The organism is Paenibacillus barengoltzii G22 (genome assembly GCF_000403375.2).
Classification (GTDB): domain Bacteria; phylum Bacillota; class Bacilli; order Paenibacillales; family Paenibacillaceae; genus Fontibacillus; species Fontibacillus barengoltzii.
Map to the genome: position 1 here is coordinate 186754 of NZ_KE159655.1, position 24069 is coordinate 210822.

Sequence of the window (24069 nt, forward strand, 5' to 3'; positions counted from 1 at the left end):
AGGAGCAGAAACCCGTATATGAAGAGTATCATCCAGTTTTCCCTGCGTAATAAGTTCGCGATCTGGCTTCTGACAGTTATCGTGACTGCCATGGGATTGTACAGCGGTCTGACGATGAAGCAGGAGACCATTCCAAACATTAACGTACCCTACCTTAGCGTAACTGCGGTCTATCCGGGCGCTGCTCCGGAAGGCGTAGTCGAGGAGATTACCAAGCCGCTGGAGACGCGGCTGCATAATGTTGACGGCGTTAAGACCATAACCTCCACTTCGATGGAGAACGCTGCTTCGCTCATCATTGAATTTGATTACGATACGAACTTGGATAATGCCACCGCAGCGGTTCGCGAGGCATTAAACGATGTGCAGCTTCCGGAGGATGCCCAGAAGCCGCAGATCACCCGGTTTAGTCTAAACTCTATGCCGGTCGTTTCCCTTAGTTTGTCGGATAAGGAATCCGGCAGTCTCGAGGATTTGACTCGGATTACGGAGAACGACATCAAACCTGTACTCGAGGATTTGGACGGCGTCGCTTCGGTGCAAATCGCGGGTCAGTTCGTCCGTGAGGTTAGTTTGAAGTTCAACGAAGCCAAGCTGAAGGAACTGGGTCTAACGGAAGATACCGTCAAAGGAATCGTGCAAGGCTCCGCGCTCCGCGTGCCGCTGGGGTTGTTTAGCCTGGAGGAATCCGAGAAGGCGGTCGTTGTGGACGGCAACATCACCACCGTAGATGATTTGAAAAACTTAGCGATTCCGATCGTACCAAGTTCTGCTGGCGCAGCGGGCAACAGCGCGGCAGGCGCCAATGCTGCTGGGGGTATAGATGCGGCTAGTGGCGCTGGCGCAGCGGCAGGCGCGGCTAGTGGTGCAACGAACGGTGCTGGCAACGCGGGAGCTGCTGGCGGCGCAGGTGCTGACGGCGGTGCAAGTGCTGCTGGCGGTGCAAGTGCTGCTGGCGGTGCAAGTGCGGCAGCCGGCCCTAACGCCGGAGGCGCTCTGGGAGCTGTTCCAACCGGCCTTCCGACGGTCAAACTTGGCGACATCGCTGACATCGAGACGGTGGGCAAAGCCGAATCCATCTCCCGGACCAACGGGGAGGAATCGATTGGTATTCAAATCGTTAAATCCAATGATGCCAACACCGTTGACGTCGTGAACGAAGTCAAGGAAGCCGCCAAAGAGCTGGGCAAGCAGTACGACCATATCAACTTCACGGTCCTGCTGGACCAAGGGCAGCCGATCACCGACTCGGTGAACACGATGCTGTCCAAAGCAATGTTTGGCGCTTTGTTTGCCGTGTTGATCATCCTGATCTTCCTGCGTAACATTCGCTCGACGATCATTTCCATTATCTCGATCCCGTTGTCCTTGCTGATCGCCATTTTGGCGTTGAAGCAGATGGATATTACACTGAATATGATGACGCTGGGTGCCATGACGGTTGCCATCGGCCGCGTCGTCGACGACTCCATCGTCGTTATCGAGAACATTTATCGGCGCTTGTCCCTGACAGGCGAGAAGCTGAAGGGCAGCAAGCTGATCATCGAAGCAACACGGGAGATGTTCATCCCGATTATGTCCTCGACGATCGTCACGATCGCCGTGTTCCTGCCGCTCGCTTTTGTCAGCGGAATGGTCGGGGAGCTGTTCCAGCCGTTTGCGCTCACAATGGTCTTCTCGCTGCTCGCATCGCTGCTGGTTGCTATCACCCTCGTACCGGCGCTGGCGCATACGCTGTTCCGCAAAGGTCTCAGCAAGAAACATGATCACGATGAGAAGCCCAAAGGCATGGCCCGCGGCTATCGCCGTATTCTGGAATGGTCGCTGTCCCATAAGCTGACCACCTTTGGACTTGCAGTAATCCTGCTGATCGGTAGCTTGTTCCTGTACCCGCTGGTCGGCGTCAGCTTCCTGCCGGAACAAGAGGATAAATATGTGATGGTTACCTACTCTCCGGAACCTGGAGCTCGACTGGAAGATGTGGAGAAGGATATGCTGCAAGTGGAGAAATACATCCTGAAGCAGCCGAACGTCGATCGAATGCAATATTCCGTTGGGGGCGACAATCCGTTGGGGATGGGGTCCTCAAACTCGGCTTTGTTCTATATCGCCTACGATCCGGATACCAAACAATTTAACGATGTAAAAGAAAAGCTTATCGAAGGCCTGCGGACCGAGCTTCCGAAGGGTGAATGGAGCGATATGTCCGAGCTGATGACCGGCGGTCTGGGCGGCAGCACGTTAAGCGTGAATGTGTTTGGGGACGAGTTGGAGCAGATCAAGCCGGTATCAGATCAAATCCTCTCCCTGATTCAAGAGGATACGAAGAACTTTGAAAAGGGCGACACCAGCCTGTCCAAAACCTATGAGCAGTACACCCTGGTTGCGGATCAACAGAAGCTGAGCTCCCTCGGCTTAACGCCAGGCCAACTGGCGATGAAGCTAAGCCCGGTTCGAGAACGTCCAGTTCTGACCGAGGTCGCCATCGAGGGTAAGAAATACAATGTGTATATCGAAGCCGACAGCGAGACCTATAACAGCATTACCGATATCGAAAATGCAACGTTGACTTCGCCGCTGGGCATTCAAGTCCCCATCAAGGACGTAGCGAAGGTAGAAAAAGGCACCTCCCCGGATTCCATCATGCGGATCGACGGGAAGATGGTCGTTGAAGTCAGCGCAAAAATCACCTCCACCGACGTACAAAAGGCGTCGAACAGCTTGCAGGAGAAGATCGACAAGCTGGATCTGCCGGACGGCGTGACCGTTAAATTCGGCGGCGTGACCGAACAGATCAACGATACGTTTGGCCAACTCGGACTGGCCATGTTGGCAGCCATCGCCATCGTCTATTTTGTACTCGTCGTTACCTTTGGCGGAGGCTTGGCTCCATTTACGATTCTCTTCTCCCTGCCGTTTATCGTAATCGGCGCCATGTTGGGCCTGCTGATCGGCGGAGAGACTTTAAACGTCTCGGCATTAATGGGCGTACTCATGCTCATCGGGATCGTCGTGACCAACGCAATTGTCTTGATCGACCGCGTTATCCACAAGGAACGCGAAGGCTTGTCCACTCGCGAAGCCTTGCTTGAAGCAGGCGCTACCCGGCTTCGTCCGATCCTGATGACCGCCTTAGCAACGATCGGCGCACTGTTGCCGCTCGTCTTCGGCTGGGAGCGCAGCGCAGGGATTATCTCGCGCGGCCTTGGCATCACCGTTATCGGCGGCTTGATCAGCTCGACGCTGCTCACGCTGGTCATCGTGCCAATCGTCTACGAATTTCTGATGAAGTTCCGCCGCCGCGATCTGTCGGCCAAGGAACTGGATTAAATCAATACTCAAGACGACGTAAGGATTACTATCCTGCGTCGTCTTTTTTTGCCCATTGATGGCTGCATCCTCATCGCACGGTTGGCTCTAACGCTGATGACAAACGTTATTTGAGCAATTTGGAGTCATTTAAAATTCTAACGACGATGAGCAACGCTATTGCAGTCATAACCATCGTTTTCGGCCACAACATGGGTGAATAAGCACTGTCATAAGCGTTAGAATTTCTACATGGCGATTTTGGCCCCAATAAGACGTGTGGCAAGCGTTAGATCTCTCGTTTGTCCTCCCGTTCGTCCTCTCGTTAGCCCTCGCAGCAGAAAACCTGAAGAACATCAAAAAAGACCCCATCCCGCTGATCCAGCGAAGGTTGAGGTCCTTTGGCTATCTATTCCATCACCGGCTGCTGACTTTCCCGCCAAGCGCGAAGCTGTGCCAAATCTTTGACCAGAAACTCATCCAGCATCTCAGCCAGTCCGATAAAGAGCGGACTTTCCGTAGCTTGCATAAGCTCTTGGGCAAACGGCTGCGCCCATTTTAACAAATGCTCCTCCAGGAAGCGGATCTGCACGTCCGCTAACGCCAGGCAGCTTTGCTGCAGGTTGGCCTTCGCCAGCATGCCTTCCGCAAGCACGGCCATAAACTCCAGCTCTAGTGCAATATGGTCGTCGCGCTCGCCGTTTAACATATTAAATACGATCGCATTATCCATATATAATTGGCGGACTTCGGCAATACAAGCCATCGCGCCGCCACCTTCTCGGCGACTGCGGAACAAGCTTTCACAAGACGGAATGATCGCCTCCCGCCCCGAAAACAAACGCTCGTACTCCTTCGCTTCTTGATGGCAGACACTGCGAAACTTAGCTTCAGGAATGCTCTCCAGATAGGCCATCAGCCGGCGCCCTCCCTTACTGGCCCCTGCCTTGGGATACTGCGCGACCTTACGACGCCACTGAGCAATCAAGGACATCCGCGGCGGACGGCTTAGAAAGTCCATTAATAATTGATACACCATCCCGCGAGTTTCCAGCCACTCCACCTGCTCCTGCGTATAGACCAAAGGTTTGAACAGCATTGCCATCCAAATTCATCTCCCTCAAAACGACATCGTGGTTTAAACTTGCCCTGCCATGAGTTAAAAAAAAGATGACTCCCTTCACCATGCGGGAAATCATCTCGAAAGCATATACCGACACATGATTAAGGGGGATCACGTATCGCTCACCTGTATTATACCTCTAAATGTAAGCGCTTTTATGTGATCTTTTTTACACTTTACTTCCATTGTATCGTTGTCCGACACAGAATATACTTGAACAGTGTGTGTCAACGCATTGACCCCTGGAAGAATATATATTAAATTTGAAACACCTGAAGAGAAAAGGAGGCGTACACATGGAGCAATTGCTTGATCCCTTTGGGCGAAAACATGACTACCTGCGCATCTCCGTCACGGATCGATGCAATTTGCGCTGCGTCTACTGCATGCCCGCTGAAGGAATGGTGTTTCAACCGCATGAGGAAATTATGAGCTACGAGGAAATTGCCGAGACCGTTTCGGCGCTTGCTCCGATGGGCCTCCGCAAAATTCGGCTAACCGGCGGAGAACCGCTGGTGCGCAAAGATTTAGAACAACTTGTTGCCATGCTCTCCCGCATTCCAGGCATTGAAGATATTGCACTAACGACAAACGGCATGTTTCTGGCGAAAAAAGCGGAGCTGCTGAAGCAAGCAGGATTAAACCGAGTGAACATCAGTCTCGATTCACTGCGTCAGGACCGCTTCGCGATGATTACCCGCGGCGGCGAGGTGGAGAAGGTGCTGGAAGGCATTCAGGCCGCCGTCGAGGTCGGTTTTGAGCCGATTAAACTCAACGTGGTCCTGATGAAAGGGATAAATGAGGATGAAATCCGCGATTTTATCGCATTAACGTTGGATCGGCCGCTGCATGTTCGTTTTATCGAATATATGCCGATCGGCAGTGCCAGCGACACCTGGCGTCAAACTTACCTGCCTCTGACGGCCGTAGAAGACGTGTGCCGAGAAGCGGGCTGGGAAGTGGAAGGCGTCGAAGGTCCGCGCGGTAACGGCCCTGCCGAGAGCCGCCGCGTGGCGGGTGCCGCCGGAACGTTTGGGCTGATCCATCCGGTCAGCGACCATTTCTGCGACAGCTGTAACCGGCTGCGCTTGACCGCGGATGGACATATCAAAGCCTGCCTGTATTGGTCGGATGAGCTGCATGTGCGTCCCTATGCCGCAGCCGGCGACCATGAAGGCATCCGCTCCCTGTTCCTGAAGGCGCTGGGAGCCAAGCCGAAGAACCATGAAATGGCGCTGGCTTTGGAGCGCAAGCAACAAAGCCATACGCCAACCGCCCGCCGAATGTCACAGATCGGCGGTTAACCCTCTGAGCGGCCCGATTCTAACCAAGATCGGGCCAGCTCATAGTCCTCCGGCTTGTTCATATTAAACGTGCACCACTCCAAGGGGAGGCCCGAAGCATTGGCGAGGGCCTCCCCTTCGATATATTCGGTGCACAGCGTCTCGGTCCAAGCCGTCATCTTGAGGCGGCCTTCCCGCAACCGTGCTTCCAAGCCTGGAAGCACGCTGCGCCGATAGGCCGCCAGCAGCGGATGGGCCCGCTCCTGCGTGCGGGCCAAAATCGCCTCGGTCGGTGCGAAGCCGCCCGAGGCGCCTGCCGCGAGGTCGCTTGCCCGGTCAACCGCCCGGGCCGCCGCTTCCTCCGCAGCCTCTGCGCGCTCCAGCAGAGCGCGGAACAGGCCGCGATTCGCGAACGGCGTATCACAAGCGACCGCGAGGCTCCAGTGGGTTGTCGAGCTCTCCAACCCGGCATGCAGCCCAGCCAGCGGACCGCCCCCCGGATAACGGTCCGTCACGACTTCTTGGCCAAACCGTTCATAGGCCGCCCTTTCTCCCCCAGCGATCACGATTCTCGAAGCTATCGGCTCCAGCTCTCGAATCAATCGTTCCAGTACCGTCAAGCCGCCAAGTTCAAGCAGCGCTTTGTTGCTGCCCATCCGGCTGGATCTTCCGCCGGCTAAAATGATGGCGGTAATGTTCATCAGTTTTCCCCCAATGCATAAATTATGGTAAAACCAAAAAAACTTGGTTTGTACCCCCTTTCACCTGTGTGTTACATTGGGATCATAGTCACAAGCTTCCCGCTGTGACCATATGGACCCGGATAGAAAGGAATGGCTCGTTTGCAGGACAAAAGACCATATTCGTCCTTTTCGTTGTTGCCGCTAGGTCTGCTTAACTTTTTGATTTACGGAACTTTGGTCATTTTCACTGCCTTTTTTCAATTATATTTGCAGGACATCGGGATGGACAAGCTGGAGATCGGCAGCCTGATGGCCGTCGGCCCCCTCATTTCATTGGTGGCCCACCCGTTCTGGAAATCCCTGGGCGACCAAAGGCAGAATCCACGTGCCATCCTGTTAGTTATGATGCTGGGCTTACTGATCATGGGTCATCTCGTATTTAAGGTGACGACCTTTTCGATGTTGTACGTAACGATGATTTTGCTTTATTTTTTCTTAAGCCCGCTGCTCTCGCAGAACAATACCTTGACCCTTGGCTATCTTGCAGAAACGCCGGACCAATTTAGAACCTACCGCATATGGGGTTCGCTGGGTTGGACGTTCATCGCGCTGGCTGCCGGACCGATCATCGATGCCGTCGGTCATGAAGGAAGCTCGCTGCTGTTTAGTGTGACATTGATGCTGGCGATCGGAGCAACCTTGTTGCTGCCTACCATTCGTCAAGCGTCCCAAACCCCATGGCTGAAGGGCCGGGAGCTGCGCCTGGCGCTAAAGAACAAGTACCTGGTGGTGTTTGTCCTCTTTAGCCTGCTGGTAGCCATCCCGAATGCCATCAACACGATCTTTATGCCTTTGTTTATGATCGATCTCGGCGGAACGCGGCTGTCGGTCGGCGGTGCCGTGTTCTTATCCACCGTTTTTGAATATCTCGCATTTATATTGCTAGACCGCTTGTTCAAGCGAAAATTATCCTATTTACTCGCTTGCACCACGATTGTCAGCTTGTTGTTTGCGATTCGCTGGGATTTGATGTCTGAAGCAACGCTTCCGGTGCACATCATGCTTATTCAACTGCTGCACTCCGTCACGTTTGGCGGATTCTTCTACGTCGGCACCAAGCTGATCGCTCTGCTGTTGCCGCGGCCGCTGAGATCCGCGGGGCAAGCGGTGTATACCTTTGCTGCCAGCGGCCTTGCCAGCGCAATTGCAGGGTTCTGGGGCGGCTGGATGTTTCAAAATTTCGGTCCGGTCGTGATGTACCGGTCCGGCGTCGCCTTAACACTCATCGGTGCGTTGGGGTTCGCCGCCATGTGGTATCAAATCCGCCATCACGGGTATTCGCCCGCCATGGACGATCAACCGGATGCTCCTTAACGAATCGACCTTTACGAAAACGAAAGAAAACAATGCCGGAAACCGTAACGCCCTCGCTTTTATACGAGGTGACGCCGGTGGAAGGCATTGTTTTCTTTATTGCATCTCCATTGTAAAATATGAAATGCATTCCATAGCAAGATCCTTTTTTGATTACATGCGAGGAAGGAGCTGCCCGGCCATGCCGAACATCAAACAGATTGCGGAAGCCGCCGGCGTCTCGGTGACGACCGTGTCCCGGGTGCTGAACGGCCACCCCTACGTCAGTTCTGCCAAGCGGGAGGCGGTGGAGGAGGCGATTCGCCGACTCAACTATTCGCGGAACATGAACGCGGTCCATTTGATCAAAGGAATGACGCAGACCATCGGCGTGATTCTGCCGAACATCAGCCATTATTATTTCGCCAGGATCATGGACGGAATCGCCAAGCTGGCGCTACATAGCAACTACCAGCTGATGCTATGCCAGACCGGCTACCGCCCGAATGAGGAACGGAAGGTACTGGAGATGCTTCGCAACAAGCGGATGGACGGATTGATCATCTGTTCGCGGGCGCTGTCCCTTCGGGATATCGAATCCTTTGCCGACTACGGTCCCATCGCATTGTGCGAGCGGGTGAGCGGCCGCAACCTCTCCTCGATTTATATCGATCATTATGCCAGCTTTCAAACCGCGATCCATTATCTCTGGAAAAAAGGGAAACGCCGCATCGCGTTTACCATCCACCGCCGGAACAGCCCCAGCAGCCGCAGCCGTCTGAAGGCTTACACCGATACCCTGGCGGCCTTGGGCGGGCAAGCCCGGGAGGATTGGGTGCTGGACGGCTATCTGGATTGGGAGGATGGTGCGGCGTTGCTGGATCGGCTGCTCGCGATGAAGGAGCGTCCGGATGCCTTGCTCATCACCGGCGACCAAGTTGCCGCCGGGTTTATCCTCTCCGCACGCCTCCGCGGGATCGAGGTGCCGGGCGATTTCGCTGTCATCGGCTTCGATAACCAGCCGATCGCCGGCCTGCTGGGGATCACGACGATCGACAACCGATTGTCGGAGATGGGAGAACGGGCGTTTTCTATCGTCCACGGGCACATCGTCGGCGGCGAGGACCAGCCCGTCTCGGAGGAGCTTCGCTTTCAGTTTATCGAGCGCAGCTCAGTGTGAAACCACCAAAAATAAGGAGCCTGCAGAGATCTGCAAGGCTCCTTTTTGCACGCAAAGTTCTGTGTGCCGCTTATAGCTTACTTAGGCCTTAGGCAATTGGAACGAGCTTTTCAGCGACACGATGCGGTTAAACACCGGTTGCCCCGGCTTCGAATATTTCGTATCGACGTTGAAATAACCGTGCCGGAAGAATTGGAATTTATCTTGCGGCTTCGCATCCTTCATGTTTGGCTCCACGAAACCATGCGCAATCGTCAGCGAGTTCGGGTTGATCAGATCAAGGAACGATTTCTCCTCGGCAGCTTCGACAATCGGTTCTGCAGCAGCATCGACTGTCACATCATCAACCAGGCCTTCAACCGGTTCCTCTAACGCCACGTCCGACGTCTTCTCCGCTTCCTCTTCCAGAATCAGCGGTTCGTACAACCGGAACTCGGCAGGAACCGCCTGAGTCGCCTCCACCCAGTGGATGGTGCCCTTCACTTTACGGCCGGTAAAGCCGGTTCCGCTCTTCGTTTCCGGATCATACGTGCAGTGGATTTCCACTACGTTGCCGTCCGCATCCTTAATGACATCGTTGCATTTCACGAAGTAGGCATGTTTCAGACGGACTTCGTTCCCCGGGAACAAACGGAAATATTTGCTCGGCGGATTCTCCATGAAGTCATCACGTTCGATGTAAATCTCCCGTGAGAACGGAATTTTACGGTTGCCCATGTCCGGATTTTCAGGATTGTTCTCCGCATCCAGCCATTCGATTTGCCCTTCCGGATAGTTGGTGATCACGACCTTCAGCGGGTCGAGCACCGCCATCGTGCGCGGAGCTTTCAATTTCAAATCCTCACGGATAAAATGCTCCAGCATTTTCGGATCCACGTTCCCGAAGTTTTTAGAAATCCCGGTTTCGTAGACGAACGCTTTGATCGCTTCCGGTGTATAGCCGCGGCGGCGCAGACCGGAAATCGTTGGCATCCGCGGATCGTCCCAACCGTCAACAATGCCTTCATCCACCAGCTTTTTCAGCTTCCGCTTGCTGGTTACCGTTTGCGTCAAATTCAACCGGCCAAATTCGTATTGGTGAGATACGTGCGGCATTTCCGTTTCGGCAATCGTCCAGTCATAGAACGGGCGTTGATCCTCAAACTCAGTCGAGCATAAGGAATGCGTTACGCCTTCGATGGCATCCTCCAACGGATGAGCAAAGGTGTACATCGGATAAATACACCATTTATCACCGGTGTTATGATGGGTTGCATGCACGATCCGGTAAATGACCGGGTCCCGCAGGTTGATGTTCGGCGAGGCCATATCGATCTTCGCCCGCAGCACCTTTTCCCCATCCTTGAACTCACCTTTCCGCATCCGTTCGAACAGGTCAAGGTTTTCCTCAACCGAGCGGTCGCGGTAAGGGCTGTTTTTCCCCGGCTCAGTGAGCGTCCCGCGCATCTCGCGGATTTGGTCGGCGCTCAGATCATCCACGTAGGCTTTGCCTTTCTTGATCAGCAGCACAGCACGATTGTACATCTCTTCAAAATAATCGGACGCAAAATGCAGCTCTTCCCACTCGAAGCCCAGCCATTTCACGTCTTCCTTGATCGAGTTAACGTACTCTACATCTTCTTTCACCGGGTTGGTGTCGTCAAACCGCAGGTTAGTCCGTCCGCCGAACTCATCCGCTAACGCGAAGTTGATCCAGATCGCTTTGGCGTGTCCGATATGCAGGTAACCGTTCGGTTCTGGCGGGAACCGCGTCACTACGGTTTTCACCTTGCCGGATTTCAAATCTTCCGAAATGATATTTTTAATAAAATTGGGAGGGGTTAAATTATTCTCCACGGGTATCAACCTTTCCATTCGAGTTCTTCCCCGAAATTTCTTCTTCTAAATATACCGATATCTTTAGAATAGTTCAATGCCTTAAGTACTATCAGACGCTTTGCGCTCTGCGCCGGGATCAGCACTTCAGCAGCTAAACCTTTCTCCACATTAATATATCGTCCACATACGTTCCGTTAATCAGAAATTCTTCCACAAGACGGCCCTGTTCCACGAATCCGCAGCTTTTGTAAAAAGCAATAGCCCCCGGGTTGCTGCCCAATACACGCAACGACAGCTTGCGTACGCCCCACTCAGCTGCGAACTTCAGCAAGGCATCCATCAGCACTCGCCCCACGCCCTGCCGCTGGTACTTCGGATGAATCGCAATGTTCAGCTCAAGCACATGTTGATTGCTGGGCAGCGGGGTCGGCGGCTTAAAGCCGATATAACCGCAGATCTCCTCGCCGATCCCGGCCACGATCTGACTTCCCGGCGGGCAGCTCTGCAAATATTGCTCTCTCGACTCCCATTCCATTTTTTCCGCTGGCGTATTGTTATAATCCCAAGTGACCTTGTCGATTTCCATCAATGCGGCCGCATCACGCATTTCCGATAGACGCGTCCAAATTTCACGTTGATTCATGAACTTCATCCTTTCTCCTGCTCACTCCGCCAGACCCGGCAGCTGCGGACGACTCTCCCGGTTCATAGCAGCATGTACCAAGAAGGAGAGCACCGACAGCGCTGCAATGCCCACAGCCAACCAAGCAACCGGCGTAAGTCCATTCCAGTCAAACAGCATGCCCATGGCATAAGGTCCAGCAACGCGGCCAGCCGCCCCCATCCCGCCAACCAATCCGAGGTAGAACGGCGCCGCCTTCCCGGTTCGATCCGAGATAAACGACGGGATTGCCGGAGAGATCAGCATTTCACCGAAGGTGGTGAGCACCATGGCCCCGACCATACTCGGGTACGTATGGAAGCTCAAGATTGTAGCGTAACCCAACATGTAGAAGATGGCACTTGCCGTCATTTGGGCCTGCGGGGAGCCGGCAAAGGTCCGCTTTATCCATAAAGTAAAAGGTTGTCCCACAAAAATCAATAACCCGTTCAGCGTCCAGAGAATACTGTAATTCCACTCCGGCATGCCTTGGGAGATGATATACGGCGATACGCCGTTATTCCAGATACAGTTCCCCAGCCAGAGGAAAAACGATCCCACGCCCATAAACAGGTAAACGGGATACCAGCGAAGCAGCGTCCAGACGCTTTGGCCTTCCACCGTTTTTTTGCGCTTCTGTACTTGCAGCTCGCCTTGCGTTTTTTGAACTTTGTTCAAATAAAACCAAAAAAATAAGGCAAACCCCGCCGAAGTGAGTCCATTCAAAATAAAACTGAGATCATACGAGATCTGCGCCAAAAACCCGCTGATGGCCGTCCCCAACGCCACACCAATATTGTTCGCTACATAAATGACATTAAACAGCTCCCCGCGTTGCTCGGCAAACCGAAAACCGATAAACGCTTGAATGGCCGGCATCGTCGTGGCATTAAAGAAACCAACCAGCAGCATCAGCAGCATAAACAGATGCCAGTTCCCGCTTCCATAGGGCAGCAGAATCAGGAAGAGGGAGGTCAAAGCAAGACCGCCCACGATCAGGCGCTTGACGCCTAGGCGATGGTACAGCGCTCCGCCCAGCAGCTGACCGGCAATCCCTCCGACAGACATGACGAGAATGACCAGGCCGGCATCCGTCACAGTCCGCCCCAGTACCTTAAACACAAACATCGTGACCAAAGGCCACATCAATGAACCGCCCGCCGAACTGATCAAGCTTGCGATCAAAAATACCTTGACTTCCCGCGGATAAGCCTGCAGCCATCTCATCGTGATTCCCCCTTCGCTGCAACAATTGTGTATATACAAAAAAAGGAGGGCCACCAGGGCCCCCACTCTTGATTCAGATGGTTCGGCAAATCTTGCTTGTATTACGCCCAGATTATATTAGTATCGCCTAAAAGCGTGACTCAAGCAAGTACATTTCTAGCGGCGCTTGACATCCACCACGGTGGAGAAGAACACTGCTCCTCCGCCCATATCGGCTATCCGGTCCGGAGTTAAGGCGTTGGCGCGCGTGCGCTTCCCGTCCTCCTGCTGCCACCACAGCCCTTGGCTGACGACTGTGCCTGGCAGCATCTTGTCGGTGACGGACGCCGTAACGTCATAACTGCCGCGATCATTCCACACCGTAACTTCGTCTCCATCGGCAATCCCGCGTGCAGCGGCATCCTCCGGATGAATTTGCAGCACCGGGCCTTTCTCCAGCGCCTTCAGCTTCTCGACATTCCCAAACGTCGAGTTGAGGAAGTTATGGTTTGGCGGAGAGATGAACATCAGCGGATACGGCGTGTCCTTGCCGGGACGGCGCTCTCCATCATAGCCTTCCACCAACGGCACATACGTTGGCAACGGCGGCAAGCCTGCCCGCTCCATTGTGGCGGAGTACAGCTCGATCTTCCGCGACGGAGTCGGCAAATGGTCGAGCCAGGTTTGCTGCGGTTCCATGTTCAGCTTCACGAACCGTTGCTCCTTCAGCTTCTCCAGCGTCACGCCTTCCAGATACGGGTTATGCTTGAAATCCAAAGCCTGCCGGATCATATCCTCTTCCGTATCGCGGAACGCATCGTCGTCAAACCCCATCGCAGCCGCCAGCAGCTTAAACGTTTCGACGTTGCTTTTGCTTTCGCCCTGAGGAGCAATCACCGGCTCTTGAAGCTGGATATAATGATGCCAATACGAACCGTACAAGTCTGTATTCTCAAAAGAAGACGTCGCCGGCAGCACAATATCGGCATATTTTGTCGTATCTGTCAAAAAGAGATCATGCACCACGGTGAACAGGTCTTCTCGGAGAAGACCTTGCTCCACCTTCCCTGTATCCGGGGCAACAACCGCCGGATTGGAGCAATAAACGTACAAAGCGCGGATCGGCGGATCCAGGGTCAACAAGACGTCGCCCAGCTGGTTCATGCTGACCGTACGCGCGCCCGGGTTGGGGCGCAGATCAGGACGCTCAAGCGCCGTCGCGTTCATTTTGCCGTAAGCGCCGTTGGACTTGAAGGCGCCGCCGCCCGGCACTAGCCATTGGCCGGTTAACGCCGGCAGGCAGCTAATCGTGCGGACCGTCATCCCGCCATTGTCGTGATGCTGCAGGCCGTTGCCAATATGAATGTAGGCGGGCGAGGTTTCGCCGTACAGAACGGCCAGCTTAACGATCGACTCGGCCGGTACGCCGGTGATCGCCGCCACACGCTCCGGCGTGTACTGCTTCACGTGCTCACGCAGCTCGGCATGACCAACCGTATAGCGTTCCAAGAACGCTTCGTTCACCAGGCCGCGCTCGAACAGCACATGCATCATACCGAGCGCCAGGGCTGCATCCGTGCCCGGATACAGCGGAATGAACCAGTCGGCCCGCTGTCCTGTCCGGTTGCGGTGCACGTCGATGACGACGAGCTGGGCGCCTTGTTTGCGGGCTTTTTCGATTAGGGCAATCTGGTGCATATTCGTGCTGACGAGATTGCCGCCCCACACGATGATCAACTTCGCCTTGACCGTCTCCTCCGGGCTCGTCCCGCCGCCGAACCCCATCGTATATCTCCATCCCGCATTACCTGCGGAATTACAAATGCCTTGTTGCAGCCGCGTCGCGCCCAAACGATTAAAGAACCGCCGATCCATCCCATCAACGCTCAAAATCCCCATATTGGCGTAAAAACTATACGGCAGGATCGACTCCGACCCATACTCCCGGGTCAATCCCTTAAAACGATCCGCGATCTCTTGGATCGCTTCATCCCAGGTGATGCGTTCAAACTTCCCTTCCCCTTTGCGTCCAACGCGTTTCAGGGGATACAGCACCCGTTCGGGATGGTAGACCCGCTCCGCCATATTGCGGACCTTATTGCAAATCGCGCCTTGCGTAATCGGGTGATCGGGGTTGCCCGTCACCTTGACGATTTTTCCATTCTCTTTATGAAGCAGCAAGCCGCATGTATCGGGACAATCCAGCGGACATACCGCAGGAAATACCCCGTTAGGTTCATGGATCATGTTCCACCCCTCCTGTCTGTAGCCTATTGTAAGAATAAACATCCCCGGCGTAAAGCCCAAGCGGGAATTTCCTTATGGCGGGAGTGTGTTGCGCGCACCTCATTTCACGATTATCCCTTTCGCTCAGGTTTCTGAGTTTGATTAGAAAACCATTTGGGGGAGCATCCATACTTGATTGCATGCTTGATTGAGTAACCCTCTTTTGAGTGGTATCCCTTTGGTTCAGTATTTATTTTAATCAGGTATTTCCTTTATTCAGTTAATCATTCATTATGAAGTGAGAGGTAGCTATTCAAAGGAAGGTCGTTTGTTTAGAGTTAATGAGGTTAATGTAGATTGAGGAAGGATGACAACTTCCAGCCTATCGTCGATTGGCTAATGGGGGAGAGCGGATTTGCTGCTAATCGAGGCACTGCTTTTTTCTCTAACGAATCTTTTAACGAGTCTTTTCTGATTCATCGGGATAATGGTGTAAAGGAGGCTCTAACAAACAACAAACCCAGTCAAGGGCCAAACACGCTAAGCAAGCCAAGTGCCAAGCTAAGAAGTCAAGCAAGGCCAAGCCGTGCCAATTAATCCTACCCGGGCCAATCAATCCTAGCCGAGCTGAGCCGGGCCGTGCTCAACCCAACCCAGCCTAACCTAAACCAAACTGAAGCCCATTCGGATTATCCGTGATGTTTCGCCGCCTCAGAGGACGCAGCCAACCCGGCAGCCGTTGCATCCTTGGACCCTTTATCCTTCAGAAAAGCTGCCCAATACGCCGAAGCCACGAAGATAGCCCCACCGGTTAAATTCCCCAGCCATACCGGTACAAAGTTACTCAAATATTCGCCCCAAGAGTAATATCCTTCAAAAATCGCCGCTGGAATCAGGAACATATTCGCAACAACGTGCTGGAAGCCAATCGCAACAAAGGCCATGGTTGGGAACCAGATGCCCAGGATTTTACCGCTCATATTATCTGCGCCATAGGAGAGCCATACCGCCAAAGCAACCAACCAGTTGCAACCGATCCCGGACACGAACGCTTGCAGGAAGCTGTCGTCCAGCTTATGACCAGCCATATCGACCAGCTTCTCCAGATAAGGCCCGCTGGCCGTCAAACCAACCACGTGTCCAAAAAAGTAAGCGACAAACAAAGCACCTACGAAATTGCTTAACGTGATGAGGACGAGATTTTTGCACAGATCTCCAGTGGAAATTCGCCCCGACATCCGTGCCAACGGCACCGCCATCATATTGCCGGTCAACAGTTCCCCGCCCGCCAGCAACACAAGAATCAAGCCGATTGGGAATACCGCAGCCCCGATAAAATTGGCGATACTGCCCCATTCCGCCGGAGCGCTGCTGATCACGCGAATATCAAGAAGGAAGCCAAGCGCGATAAACGCCCCTCCCAAAAAACCAAGAATCAATACGGTAAGCAGTGGATAATGTGCTTTTTTGACGCCATATTCTACGGATACTTCGGCAATTTGTGCAGGTTTAGAATAAGCCATGATCCTGTCTCCTTTTATATGTCATTTCTAAACAACACTTCACAGGTCATTCGTCGTTTGAAGTCGTGTTCATTGTAGCGTGCGAGTGGACCTCGAAAAAATAACATAGATCACGTTAGCGTTTTCACAAATTAGGGATTTCCCTAATGATCACAAAATTACAAAAGACCCCTTCCAGAGCAATCCCGGAAAGGGTCTTTTACCTGCATGTGAGCGTGTAATTATTTGGATGGTGCGGCGATTCCGTCCAAGATTAACTGCCATACCGCATCGAAATCTGCGTCAATCCGCTCATTTGTCCATTGGCGAAAGTGTGCGGGATGATGGAAATGCAGGAACGCTAGGAAGATGGCTCTTGATGCTTCCTTCGGCTCCAGCGCTTTAAACTCTCCCGCACGGATGCCGCCCTCAAAAATCGTGTGAATCTGTCCGATCAAATGATCAATATGAGCTTCGATGATATCCGCGGCTGCTTCAGTTACAGCGGCATACATGGCAAACATCTCTGGATCTTCGCTGGCATAGGTTCGCTTGCAGCCAATTAACGTCTTCAGCCACAGCTTCAAGCGCTCCGTATAACTTCCGTCTGTGCCGTTCACAATATCTGCTAGAGGGGCGGCAATGCTTCGCGTTAACCAACGTTCAGTCACCGCTTCGCGAAGCGCGGCCTTGCTGGAAAAATGCCGGTACAACGTGCCATGACTTACTTGCAGCGCACGCGCCACATCCAGCACGGAGGTTTTATCCGGTCCGAAGCGCCTTAGCACCTGCTCTGCGGTATCCAAAATTTGTTCTTTGCTTAAAGGCAGCTCGTTGCTCATTTCACCCGTCCTCCTCCCCGTTTTTTCCCCACTATATCAAAATCGCATCCAAATGACAATAATACGATTTTTGTCAATTGTGAACAGCTTAATCAGATGAAACCGCCGTTAACACGAATGGTTTGCCCGGTAACCCAACCGGATTCCGGCCCTGCCAGGAACAGGACGACGCTCGTAATATCCTCTGGCTCCGCCAACCGTCCGAAGGCATTGGTGTTGCCGACGGCTTTGATTTGCTCCGGTGTTTTTCCGACAGTAAACAGTTCTGTATTCACCGGTCCTGGGCCAACCGCATTGATCGTAATGCCCAACGGTCCAAGCTCCTTCGCCAGCTGTCGTGTGATCTGCTCTACAGCTCCCTTGCTGGCTGCATAAGAGCTGTAAGTAGGGAACATTTGACCAGTGACGGATGTCGAGAAGTTGATAATACGGCCCCCTGCCTCCATATAATCCACAGCTTTCTGAATCGCGAAAAAGGTTCCCTTCACGTTAATCGCAAATTGCCGGTCGAAATCCTCTTCCGTGATATCTTTCAGCGGCTTCGTAACCATGACCCCTGCGTTATTGATCAGAATATCGAGACGTCCAAAGGATTCCTTCGTCTTCTGGAACAGCTTCTCCAATTCAGCCAGCTTGCTGACATCGGCTTGAATCGCGACAGCCTCCCCGCCCTCAGCTTGAATCCCCTTCACTACGGCTTCTGCTTTCTCAGGGCTGCTGGCGTAGTTTACAACGACTTTGGCCCCGCGGCGTGCCAATTCCTCTGCGATCGTTTTCCCCATCCCTCTAGATGCACCTGTTACCAAAGCGACTTTTCCATTCAACAATTGTTCGGTCATTTTAATTTCCTCCTAAATGATAGTGTGATGAAATTTGAACAGATTTATTAGTTTTGAGCGTTTTGTGCGGTTTTGACATGCAACAACTCTCCAAAGCCCAGGCGGTTAATGAAATTCGCCTGCGCCTGACGGGCTGCCTCGTTAACCTCTTCAACGCCTGCATTGGTGAAGTCCACGACGCTGCGGAACGGGCGTGTTCCCGCCGGCATCGCAAGAATGCGAGCAATTTCTTCGCCAACCGCTCTAGGATGGGCATCGATCCCTGGTACAAATAGACTCGACGTAGCTTCTTCATTACGCTCTACCAACGGGTCCAGTTCGGCATAAGCCTTACTCCGTTCTACATCGCTTGCCCGGCTGGCATTCGGGAAATGGTCGGTTCCCTCAGTAAACGGACCTGGCATGACGATCGTCGATTCGATGCCATATTGCCCTACTTCGTAGGCAGTGACCTGAGCAATTGCATCACCGGCGAACTTGGAGGCTACGTAAGGGCCCATGAATGGTGGAGCAACTACCGTCGTTGTGCTGCCGACATAAACAAGAGTTCCCGAACGACGCTCTCGCATATGCGGGAGTACAGCCCGGTTCACCCGTTGGATTCCGAGGGCGTTCACGTCAAACAGATGATGGATATCCTCTGGGGTAAACGCCTCAACGTAGCCAACCACTAAATGACCTGCATTATGCACGACGACGTCCAGTTTGCCGGCCTCCTCAAGAATCGTCGCGACGGCAGCTTCAGCTGAAGCATCGGATTGCACGTCGAGTTCCACAACTCGAAGGTCCAGCCCATGGCTTCTTCCATATTCCAGAAGCTCCTCGGCACGGACAGCATTGCGGCCTCCGATGTTCCGCATGCTGGCATATACCGTGTGTCCGGCCTCGGCCAAAGACCGAGCCGTCAAATTTCCGATTCCAGTGGATGCGCCTGTGACGAGAACTACTTGATCCTTCGTTTCATTTTTCATTTTGATCATCTCCTCCATTTGATGGCTTGATTATATATCGTACATATATCAGATATCAAGTATCAATTTTGTATTTTTGTCATTTGTTTATTGGCTATATGGTTTCAATCAAATAAAAAAGCCGATTCCTCAAGGGTTTATGCCCTTTTCGAATCGGCTTATTTCGAGATGAAACTCGTTGATGTTCTTGTTTTAGGCGTGAACCGTTTCCCGCTTCGGAACTTCCGGCAGCACCTGTAAGCCTGCACTGTTCAAGAAATTCCACGGTTTGTTGTAATGAGGTTGGAAGAAGAAATCGACGAAAGCGAGCTCTTCCATTTTCATTCCATTTTGGATGCACACCGAAATCGTGTTGATCGACTGAGTCAAGTCTACTTTCGACATGATTTGTGCGCCCAAAATCCGGCGAGTATTTTTCTCGTAGACTACCTTCAGCAGGACCGGCTCATGGGTTGGCATAAATTCCGGGCGGTAGTTGTCAGTGATCAGCACCGCCTCTGCATCCAAACCGGCGTCCTTGGCTGCTGCTTCCGTTAATCCGGTTCCGGCGATATTATCCTCATAGATTTTAATTCCCGAAGTGCCTTGGGTCCCCATATACTTCACGGTTGGTGCAACCAGATTCCGTGCGACCAGCGTCCCCATGCGGACGGCGTTGGTTGCCAGCGGGATATAAGCATGCTTTCCTGTCGGGTTATAGTAGACGGCACAGCTATCACCTGCCGCATACACATCCGGCTTCGAGGTGCGCATATATTCATCCACGATGATCGCGCCATTGTCCAGCATATCAACCTGACCTTTTAACAGCTCTGTGTTAGGGCGGAACCCGATGCACATAATCACCAGGTCGGCAGCGTATGTGCCTTTATCGGTGATCACTTGCGCGACTTTGCCATTCTCGCCTTCAAAGCGTGTGACTTTTTGACCTAATGCCAGCTCAATGCCATGGTCGCGGAGCGATTGTTCGATCTTGTCCGTGTACTCCGCATCAAGGTACTTGCTCAAAATGCGCTCCTCCGCATCGATCAACGTAACGTGCTTTCCATTAAGCTGGAACGCTTCAACCAGCTCCACCCCGATGTAACCTGCACCGACAACAACGATGTTGCTGGCTTGTTTTGCTTTTTCGATGATGGTGTTGGAGTGGTTATAGTTCTTCGAGAGCAAAATATTCTCCAGTTCACTGCCCTCAAACTTCGGTACGATCGGCCACGACCCCGTCGTTACAATCAGCTTGTCGAACTGATCTTCAAACACTTCGCCGGTCTCTAGGTTGCGGGCTTGAAGGACTTTCGTGTCTGTATCCACCGATACGACTTCATGCCGCATCTTTGTATTTACACCCAGCTCAGCCAATTGCTGCGGCGAGGAGTAAAACAGCCCCTGAGGATCTTTCACCATCCCTCCGACATAGAGGGCGATGCCGCACGACAAGAACGAGATATTGTCGTTCCGTTCATATACGGTAATTTCCGCCTCTGGGTAAAGTTTGGCCGTATTAACGATGGCTGCCGTGCCTGCGTGTGTACATCCGATAACTGCTACTTTCATGATTTCTTCCTCCTCCATAATCCATGCTGTTTGATGGTGTATAGCAAACGTCATAACTTGTGAAAACTGTCACTTATGAGTTCGGATTATTGTGATTTTTTTCACTTCATGCTTCTTATTATAGTGTGACTTTTTTCACATTACAAGAGGAAAAAGAAAGAAATTTTAAATGCTGAATTTAAAATGTCCGAAAGCCTAGCTATAATCCCTTCTCTCACGCCTCTTTTGCACGATGATCCCTTTGGTTCAGCTTGGGGGAGCCCTTATCAGATTTCCCTTTGATTTGGGATATTAAGCTGGAAGGTTGAGGGATCGAAAAAGAAAAGCACTTGGAACCCCGAAGCCTCTTCAGGATTGCCAAGTGCTTATTATTTTCGCAAGTGCGTATCGCGTATGTAGAAAGAAACCAGCGTCCGCGTGCATCTCACCTTCAGCGGCAACCGGCTCTTTATTGCGCTTGAGCCGCAGCAAGCTGCTGACGGATCTCCTCATATTTGGCCTCCCGCTCCGACTTGGAGAGCTTGGGACACCCGTAACAGTATCCAATTCCGGTGTCCGTCCGATAGGCCAAGCAACAGGTTGGTTTCATCGGAGATTTCTCACCTGGCCGATAAGGATCATCCAGCAGCACTTCCTTGACCCGATACGGATTGCGCTTTAAGCCAAACGCCTCGGCGGGCAGCTCCTTCACGCCCTCGTACTCCTTCAGGAGTTGAGAACGTGAGTCTTCTTCCTCCAGACGCCCTGCGATGGCATGGACATAATATTGCACACCTTGAGGCAACTGCCCCCATAACTGGGCAACCGGCAGCTTGGTGACGGCCGCCATATTTTCCATGACAGGTCGCAGCACTTCCCCGTAAAAACGAGTTAGCTCCCGGGTCTGCCAGGATTGACGGTCACCCGCCGGCCAAGGGTGTTCTGCTTTATCGTTCAGCACAAAATAAACCCAAGGAAATCCGTTCACCATCACGAGTTGAAGGGTGAGATTGTCGAGCGAAAAATGGAGCTTGCCCGAGGTCACCGACACCATATAGTGCAGCGCCGCACACACGACTCGCCAGCTCGAGGCAAAATAGGTGGCGGATACTTGAAGATCAAGCCCCTTAATTTTCTCTTGGTAGATTTCCAAAAAAGCCACCAGCTGCCCGCGATCCAACAGCCGCTCAGCGGGCATCGTGAAGAAAGCATCCGTCCGCTGCTCTGTAACAATCGCCAATTGCTGCTCCAGCAACTGATAATTGATGTTCATCTTGGGTTCCCCCACTACAGGAACGAGGCGACTTTGGGCGAGGCCTCTTCCGGTCCATCATTTTTGTCCTTGCGGATTTGTACTTTGCCTTCAGCTGCAGCCCGGTACAGCTCATAAGGGAGGCACAGCGGCACACCGCTCCGCGGGTCGGTTACGATATCCGCCTCAATGCCAAACACATCGCGCAGCACTTTGGAGGTCACGACCTCTTCCGGTGTACCGGAAGCGACAGCCTGGCCTTGCTTAATCGCGATCATATAATGTGCGTAACGAGCGGCATGATTCAAATCATGGACAACCATCACAATCGTCCGGTTGGATGTGGCATTCAGCTCTTCCAGCAATTGAAGCACTTCCAGCTGATGGGCCATATCTAGGAACGTCGTAGGTTCGTCGAGGAACAGGATATCCGTCTCCTGCGCCAGCGCCATGGCAATCCAGGCCCGCTGCCGTTGACCGCCGGACAGATGCTCTAAGGCCCGGTCACTAAACTCGGTCATGCGGGTGGCTTCGATCGCCCACTCGACAATTTTCCGGTCTTCGGCTTTCAGACCTCCGAACCCTTTCTGATGTGGAAAACGCCCGTACGACACAAGCTCATAAACCGTTAATCCTTCCGGGGCGGTTGGGTTCTGCGGCAGAATCGCCAGTTGCTTGGCTACCTCCCGCGTCGACTGCTTATGGATCGATTTGCCGTTCAGCAGCACGCTGCCGGACTTCGGCTGAAGGATCCGAGCCATCGTTTTCAGGACCGTTGATTTACCAGAGCCGTTCGCGCCAACCAACGCCGTGATTTTCCCCTCGGGAATCGAAATATTTAAGTCTTCGACGATCAGACGATCCTCATAGGCAATGTCTAGATGCGAAGTTTTTAAGGAGACCATGGCACCCATCCTTTCCGTGTCCAACTGAATAAACCCACCAATGTATCATTGTAAAAAGAGTCTATCGCACGACTTCATCTTAGATTCATAAAAACTTCATCTTCTTAAAGATACTGATAATCATTATCAGGTGTCAACTGTTAATTTTATTCGCTTTCTTCGTTGGAGGCAAAAACAAAAAAAGACGCTCGCAGGCGTCTTTCCCGGATAAGCTCACGCTCTCCAAAGATCTAATGAAATCATTGGCCAGATACCGGTACGGCATCATAGTATTCTTCCAACGTAATGCCGCGTTCGCCAATGTCAGCTGCAATTTCTTTTCCTACATAACGCAGGTGCCATGGCTCATATTTGTAACCGGTAATGTCTTCCTTCCCTTCCGGATAACGAATGATAAATCCGTACTCGGTGGCATGATCCGCCAGCCAAGCCGCTTCCTTCGTGTCACCAAAGCAGCTTTCCGCTGCACATTTGCCATCGCTGCCCGAAACGTCGATGGCGAGCCCGGTCTCATGCTCGCTGTGGCCCGGAACCGCGCTGTACGTCTTCGCAACTTCCTCGCCGTCCTTCTCCACGTAACGGTTAAACAGCGCCGTTTGGGTCTTATGTGAACGGTACGCCGACACGCCAGCCAGGTAGATCCCGTCTTTCTCGGCTCCAGCGAACAGCTCCTCAAGCGCCTTCGCCGCCTCTTTGCGCATCATGCGTTTTTCGATTTTTTCTTTGAACGTAAACCGAACGTCGGGATACACCAGATCCTTCGGCTCGTAATCATCCGGCAAAGCAAATTGCTTGTTAATCAGCACCGCCACACTGTACGGATCCGACATCGCCGCGCGGTCCCCTCCGCTGCTGTCGCTGGAACCATCAGGAGCTTGTGCCGAATCGCTGGAATCCCCATTGCCGGTACTGCCATCGTTTGTTGCGTTATTGCCTTCTGTAGCTTGATCGTCCGCGGTGCTGGTGTCGTTGGCAGCATTGTTCCCTGCCCCGTTATTGGCGCCGACAGCCGTGTTCGTGCTGTTCTCTGCTGGTGTCTGCGGAGCGTTGGCTGCTTGTTTGCCGCAACCTGCAATTAGGACCGCTGTTAACAACAGGGCCATCGCCGCAGTCACCACGCCTTTCTTGCGGTTCATCCTGGTTCCTCCCCTGTACGGGGCCTGGATTGATGTTTCCCAGGCACCTTATGTGTTTTCTACTATTCTTTAACGGATGGACCCGTTAAAAGTTACTTGCGTAAATCGAGGGGGCCGGCTACCGCCCCCGGCGCCCTCGTCCCCCGCCGCGGCCGCTCTGCCCGCGGCGGCCTTGCCCTTGCGCGCGCGAGGCGCCCCCGGCGGAGCCGCGCTGAGCGCGCGCGCTGTCGCCGCGGCGGTTGCCCGC

General features: G+C 53.0%; 18 protein-coding genes. 4 read left to right on the top strand and 14 right to left on the bottom strand.

Annotated features, from left to right (window positions below):
• Positions 1 to 18 precede the first annotated feature (18 nt).
• A complete protein-coding gene (locus C812_RS18635; RefSeq protein ID WP_016314193.1) occupies positions 19 to 3330 on the top strand; it encodes an efflux RND transporter permease subunit in 3312 nt (1103 codons plus the stop codon).
• Positions 3331 to 3718: 388 nt separating this feature from the next.
• On the opposite strand, the gene C812_RS18640 is transcribed toward C812_RS18635, so the two are convergent.
• Entirely contained in the window at positions 3719 to 4414 is a 696-nt protein-coding gene (locus C812_RS18640) for a TorD/DmsD family molecular chaperone (RefSeq protein WP_016314194.1), read from the bottom strand.
• 314 nt (positions 4415 to 4728) lie between these two features.
• Here C812_RS18640 and moaA point away from each other — a divergent pair, with 314 nt between their 5' ends.
• Positions 4729 to 5736 (top strand): GTP 3',8-cyclase MoaA, encoded by a 1008-nt coding sequence (gene moaA / locus C812_RS18645; protein WP_016314195.1) that lies wholly within the window; start codon positions 4729 to 4731, stop codon positions 5734 to 5736.
• Here the strand turns inward: moaA and mobA are convergent.
• Positions 5733 to 6416: a molybdenum cofactor guanylyltransferase gene (mobA, locus tag C812_RS18650; protein WP_016314196.1), complete on the bottom strand. Its 684-nt coding sequence runs from the start codon at positions 6414 to 6416 to the stop codon at positions 5733 to 5735. The two genes, moaA and mobA, sit on opposite strands and share 4 nt — an antisense overlap.
• A gap of 174 nt (positions 6417 to 6590) precedes the next feature.
• On the opposite strand from mobA, the gene C812_RS18655 reads away from it, so the two are divergent.
• Positions 6591 to 7772: an MFS transporter gene (locus C812_RS18655; RefSeq protein ID WP_036626104.1), complete on the top strand. Its 1182-nt coding sequence runs from the start codon at positions 6591 to 6593 to the stop codon at positions 7770 to 7772.
• Positions 7773 to 7953: 181 nt separating this feature from the next.
• The gene (locus tag C812_RS18660) at positions 7954 to 8931 is read left to right on the top strand and encodes a LacI family DNA-binding transcriptional regulator (RefSeq protein WP_016314198.1); all 978 of its coding nucleotides are present in this window, start codon (positions 7954 to 7956) and stop codon (positions 8929 to 8931) included.
• Between the two features lie 81 nt (positions 8932 to 9012).
• Here C812_RS18660 and C812_RS18665 read toward each other — a convergent pair whose 3' ends face one another.
• The 12 genes from C812_RS18665 to C812_RS18725 form a co-directional block, all read right to left on the bottom strand.
• Positions 9013 to 10785, bottom strand: a complete 1773-nt coding sequence (locus C812_RS18665; RefSeq protein WP_016314199.1) for a glutamine--tRNA ligase/YqeY domain fusion protein — start codon at positions 10783 to 10785, stop codon at positions 9013 to 9015.
• A 115-nt stretch (positions 10786 to 10900) separates the two neighbouring features.
• Complete coding sequence (locus C812_RS18670; protein WP_084770905.1) at positions 10901 to 11392, bottom strand: GNAT family N-acetyltransferase; 492 nt, start codon at positions 11390 to 11392, stop codon at positions 10901 to 10903.
• 21 nt (positions 11393 to 11413) lie between these two features.
• The gene (locus C812_RS18675; protein ID WP_016314201.1) at positions 11414 to 12637 is read right to left on the bottom strand and encodes an MFS transporter; all 1224 of its coding nucleotides are present in this window, start codon (positions 12635 to 12637) and stop codon (positions 11414 to 11416) included.
• Positions 12638 to 12793: 156 nt separating this feature from the next.
• On the bottom strand, positions 12794 to 14863 hold the full coding sequence (locus tag C812_RS18680) for a molybdopterin-containing oxidoreductase family protein (protein WP_016314202.1): 2070 nt from the start codon (positions 14861 to 14863) through the stop codon (positions 12794 to 12796).
• Positions 14864 to 15531: 668 nt separating this feature from the next.
• A complete protein-coding gene (locus C812_RS18690) occupies positions 15532 to 16365 on the bottom strand; it encodes a formate/nitrite transporter family protein (RefSeq protein WP_016314203.1) in 834 nt (277 codons plus the stop codon).
• Positions 16366 to 16586: 221 nt separating this feature from the next.
• Positions 16587 to 17186, bottom strand: a complete 600-nt coding sequence (locus tag C812_RS18695) for a TetR/AcrR family transcriptional regulator (RefSeq protein WP_016314204.1) — start codon at positions 17184 to 17186, stop codon at positions 16587 to 16589.
• 92 nt (positions 17187 to 17278) lie between these two features.
• A complete protein-coding gene (locus tag C812_RS18700) occupies positions 17279 to 18025 on the bottom strand; it encodes an SDR family oxidoreductase (protein ID WP_016314205.1) in 747 nt (248 codons plus the stop codon).
• 47 nt (positions 18026 to 18072) lie between these two features.
• The gene (locus tag C812_RS18705) at positions 18073 to 18996 is read right to left on the bottom strand and encodes an SDR family oxidoreductase (protein WP_016314206.1); all 924 of its coding nucleotides are present in this window, start codon (positions 18994 to 18996) and stop codon (positions 18073 to 18075) included.
• A gap of 192 nt (positions 18997 to 19188) precedes the next feature.
• The gene (locus C812_RS18710) at positions 19189 to 20550 is read right to left on the bottom strand and encodes an FAD-dependent oxidoreductase (RefSeq protein WP_016314207.1); all 1362 of its coding nucleotides are present in this window, start codon (positions 20548 to 20550) and stop codon (positions 19189 to 19191) included.
• A 448-nt stretch (positions 20551 to 20998) separates the two neighbouring features.
• Positions 20999 to 21802, bottom strand: coding sequence for a hypothetical protein (locus C812_RS18715; protein WP_016314209.1), 804 nt, complete (start codon positions 21800 to 21802; stop codon positions 20999 to 21001).
• 14 nt (positions 21803 to 21816) lie between these two features.
• On the bottom strand, positions 21817 to 22686 hold the full coding sequence (locus C812_RS18720) for an ABC transporter ATP-binding protein (RefSeq protein WP_016314210.1): 870 nt from the start codon (positions 22684 to 22686) through the stop codon (positions 21817 to 21819).
• Positions 22687 to 22925: 239 nt separating this feature from the next.
• Positions 22926 to 23822 (bottom strand): M15 family metallopeptidase, encoded by an 897-nt coding sequence (locus tag C812_RS18725; protein WP_016314211.1) that lies wholly within the window; start codon positions 23820 to 23822, stop codon positions 22926 to 22928.
• Between the last annotated feature and the right edge of the window lie 247 nt (positions 23823 to 24069).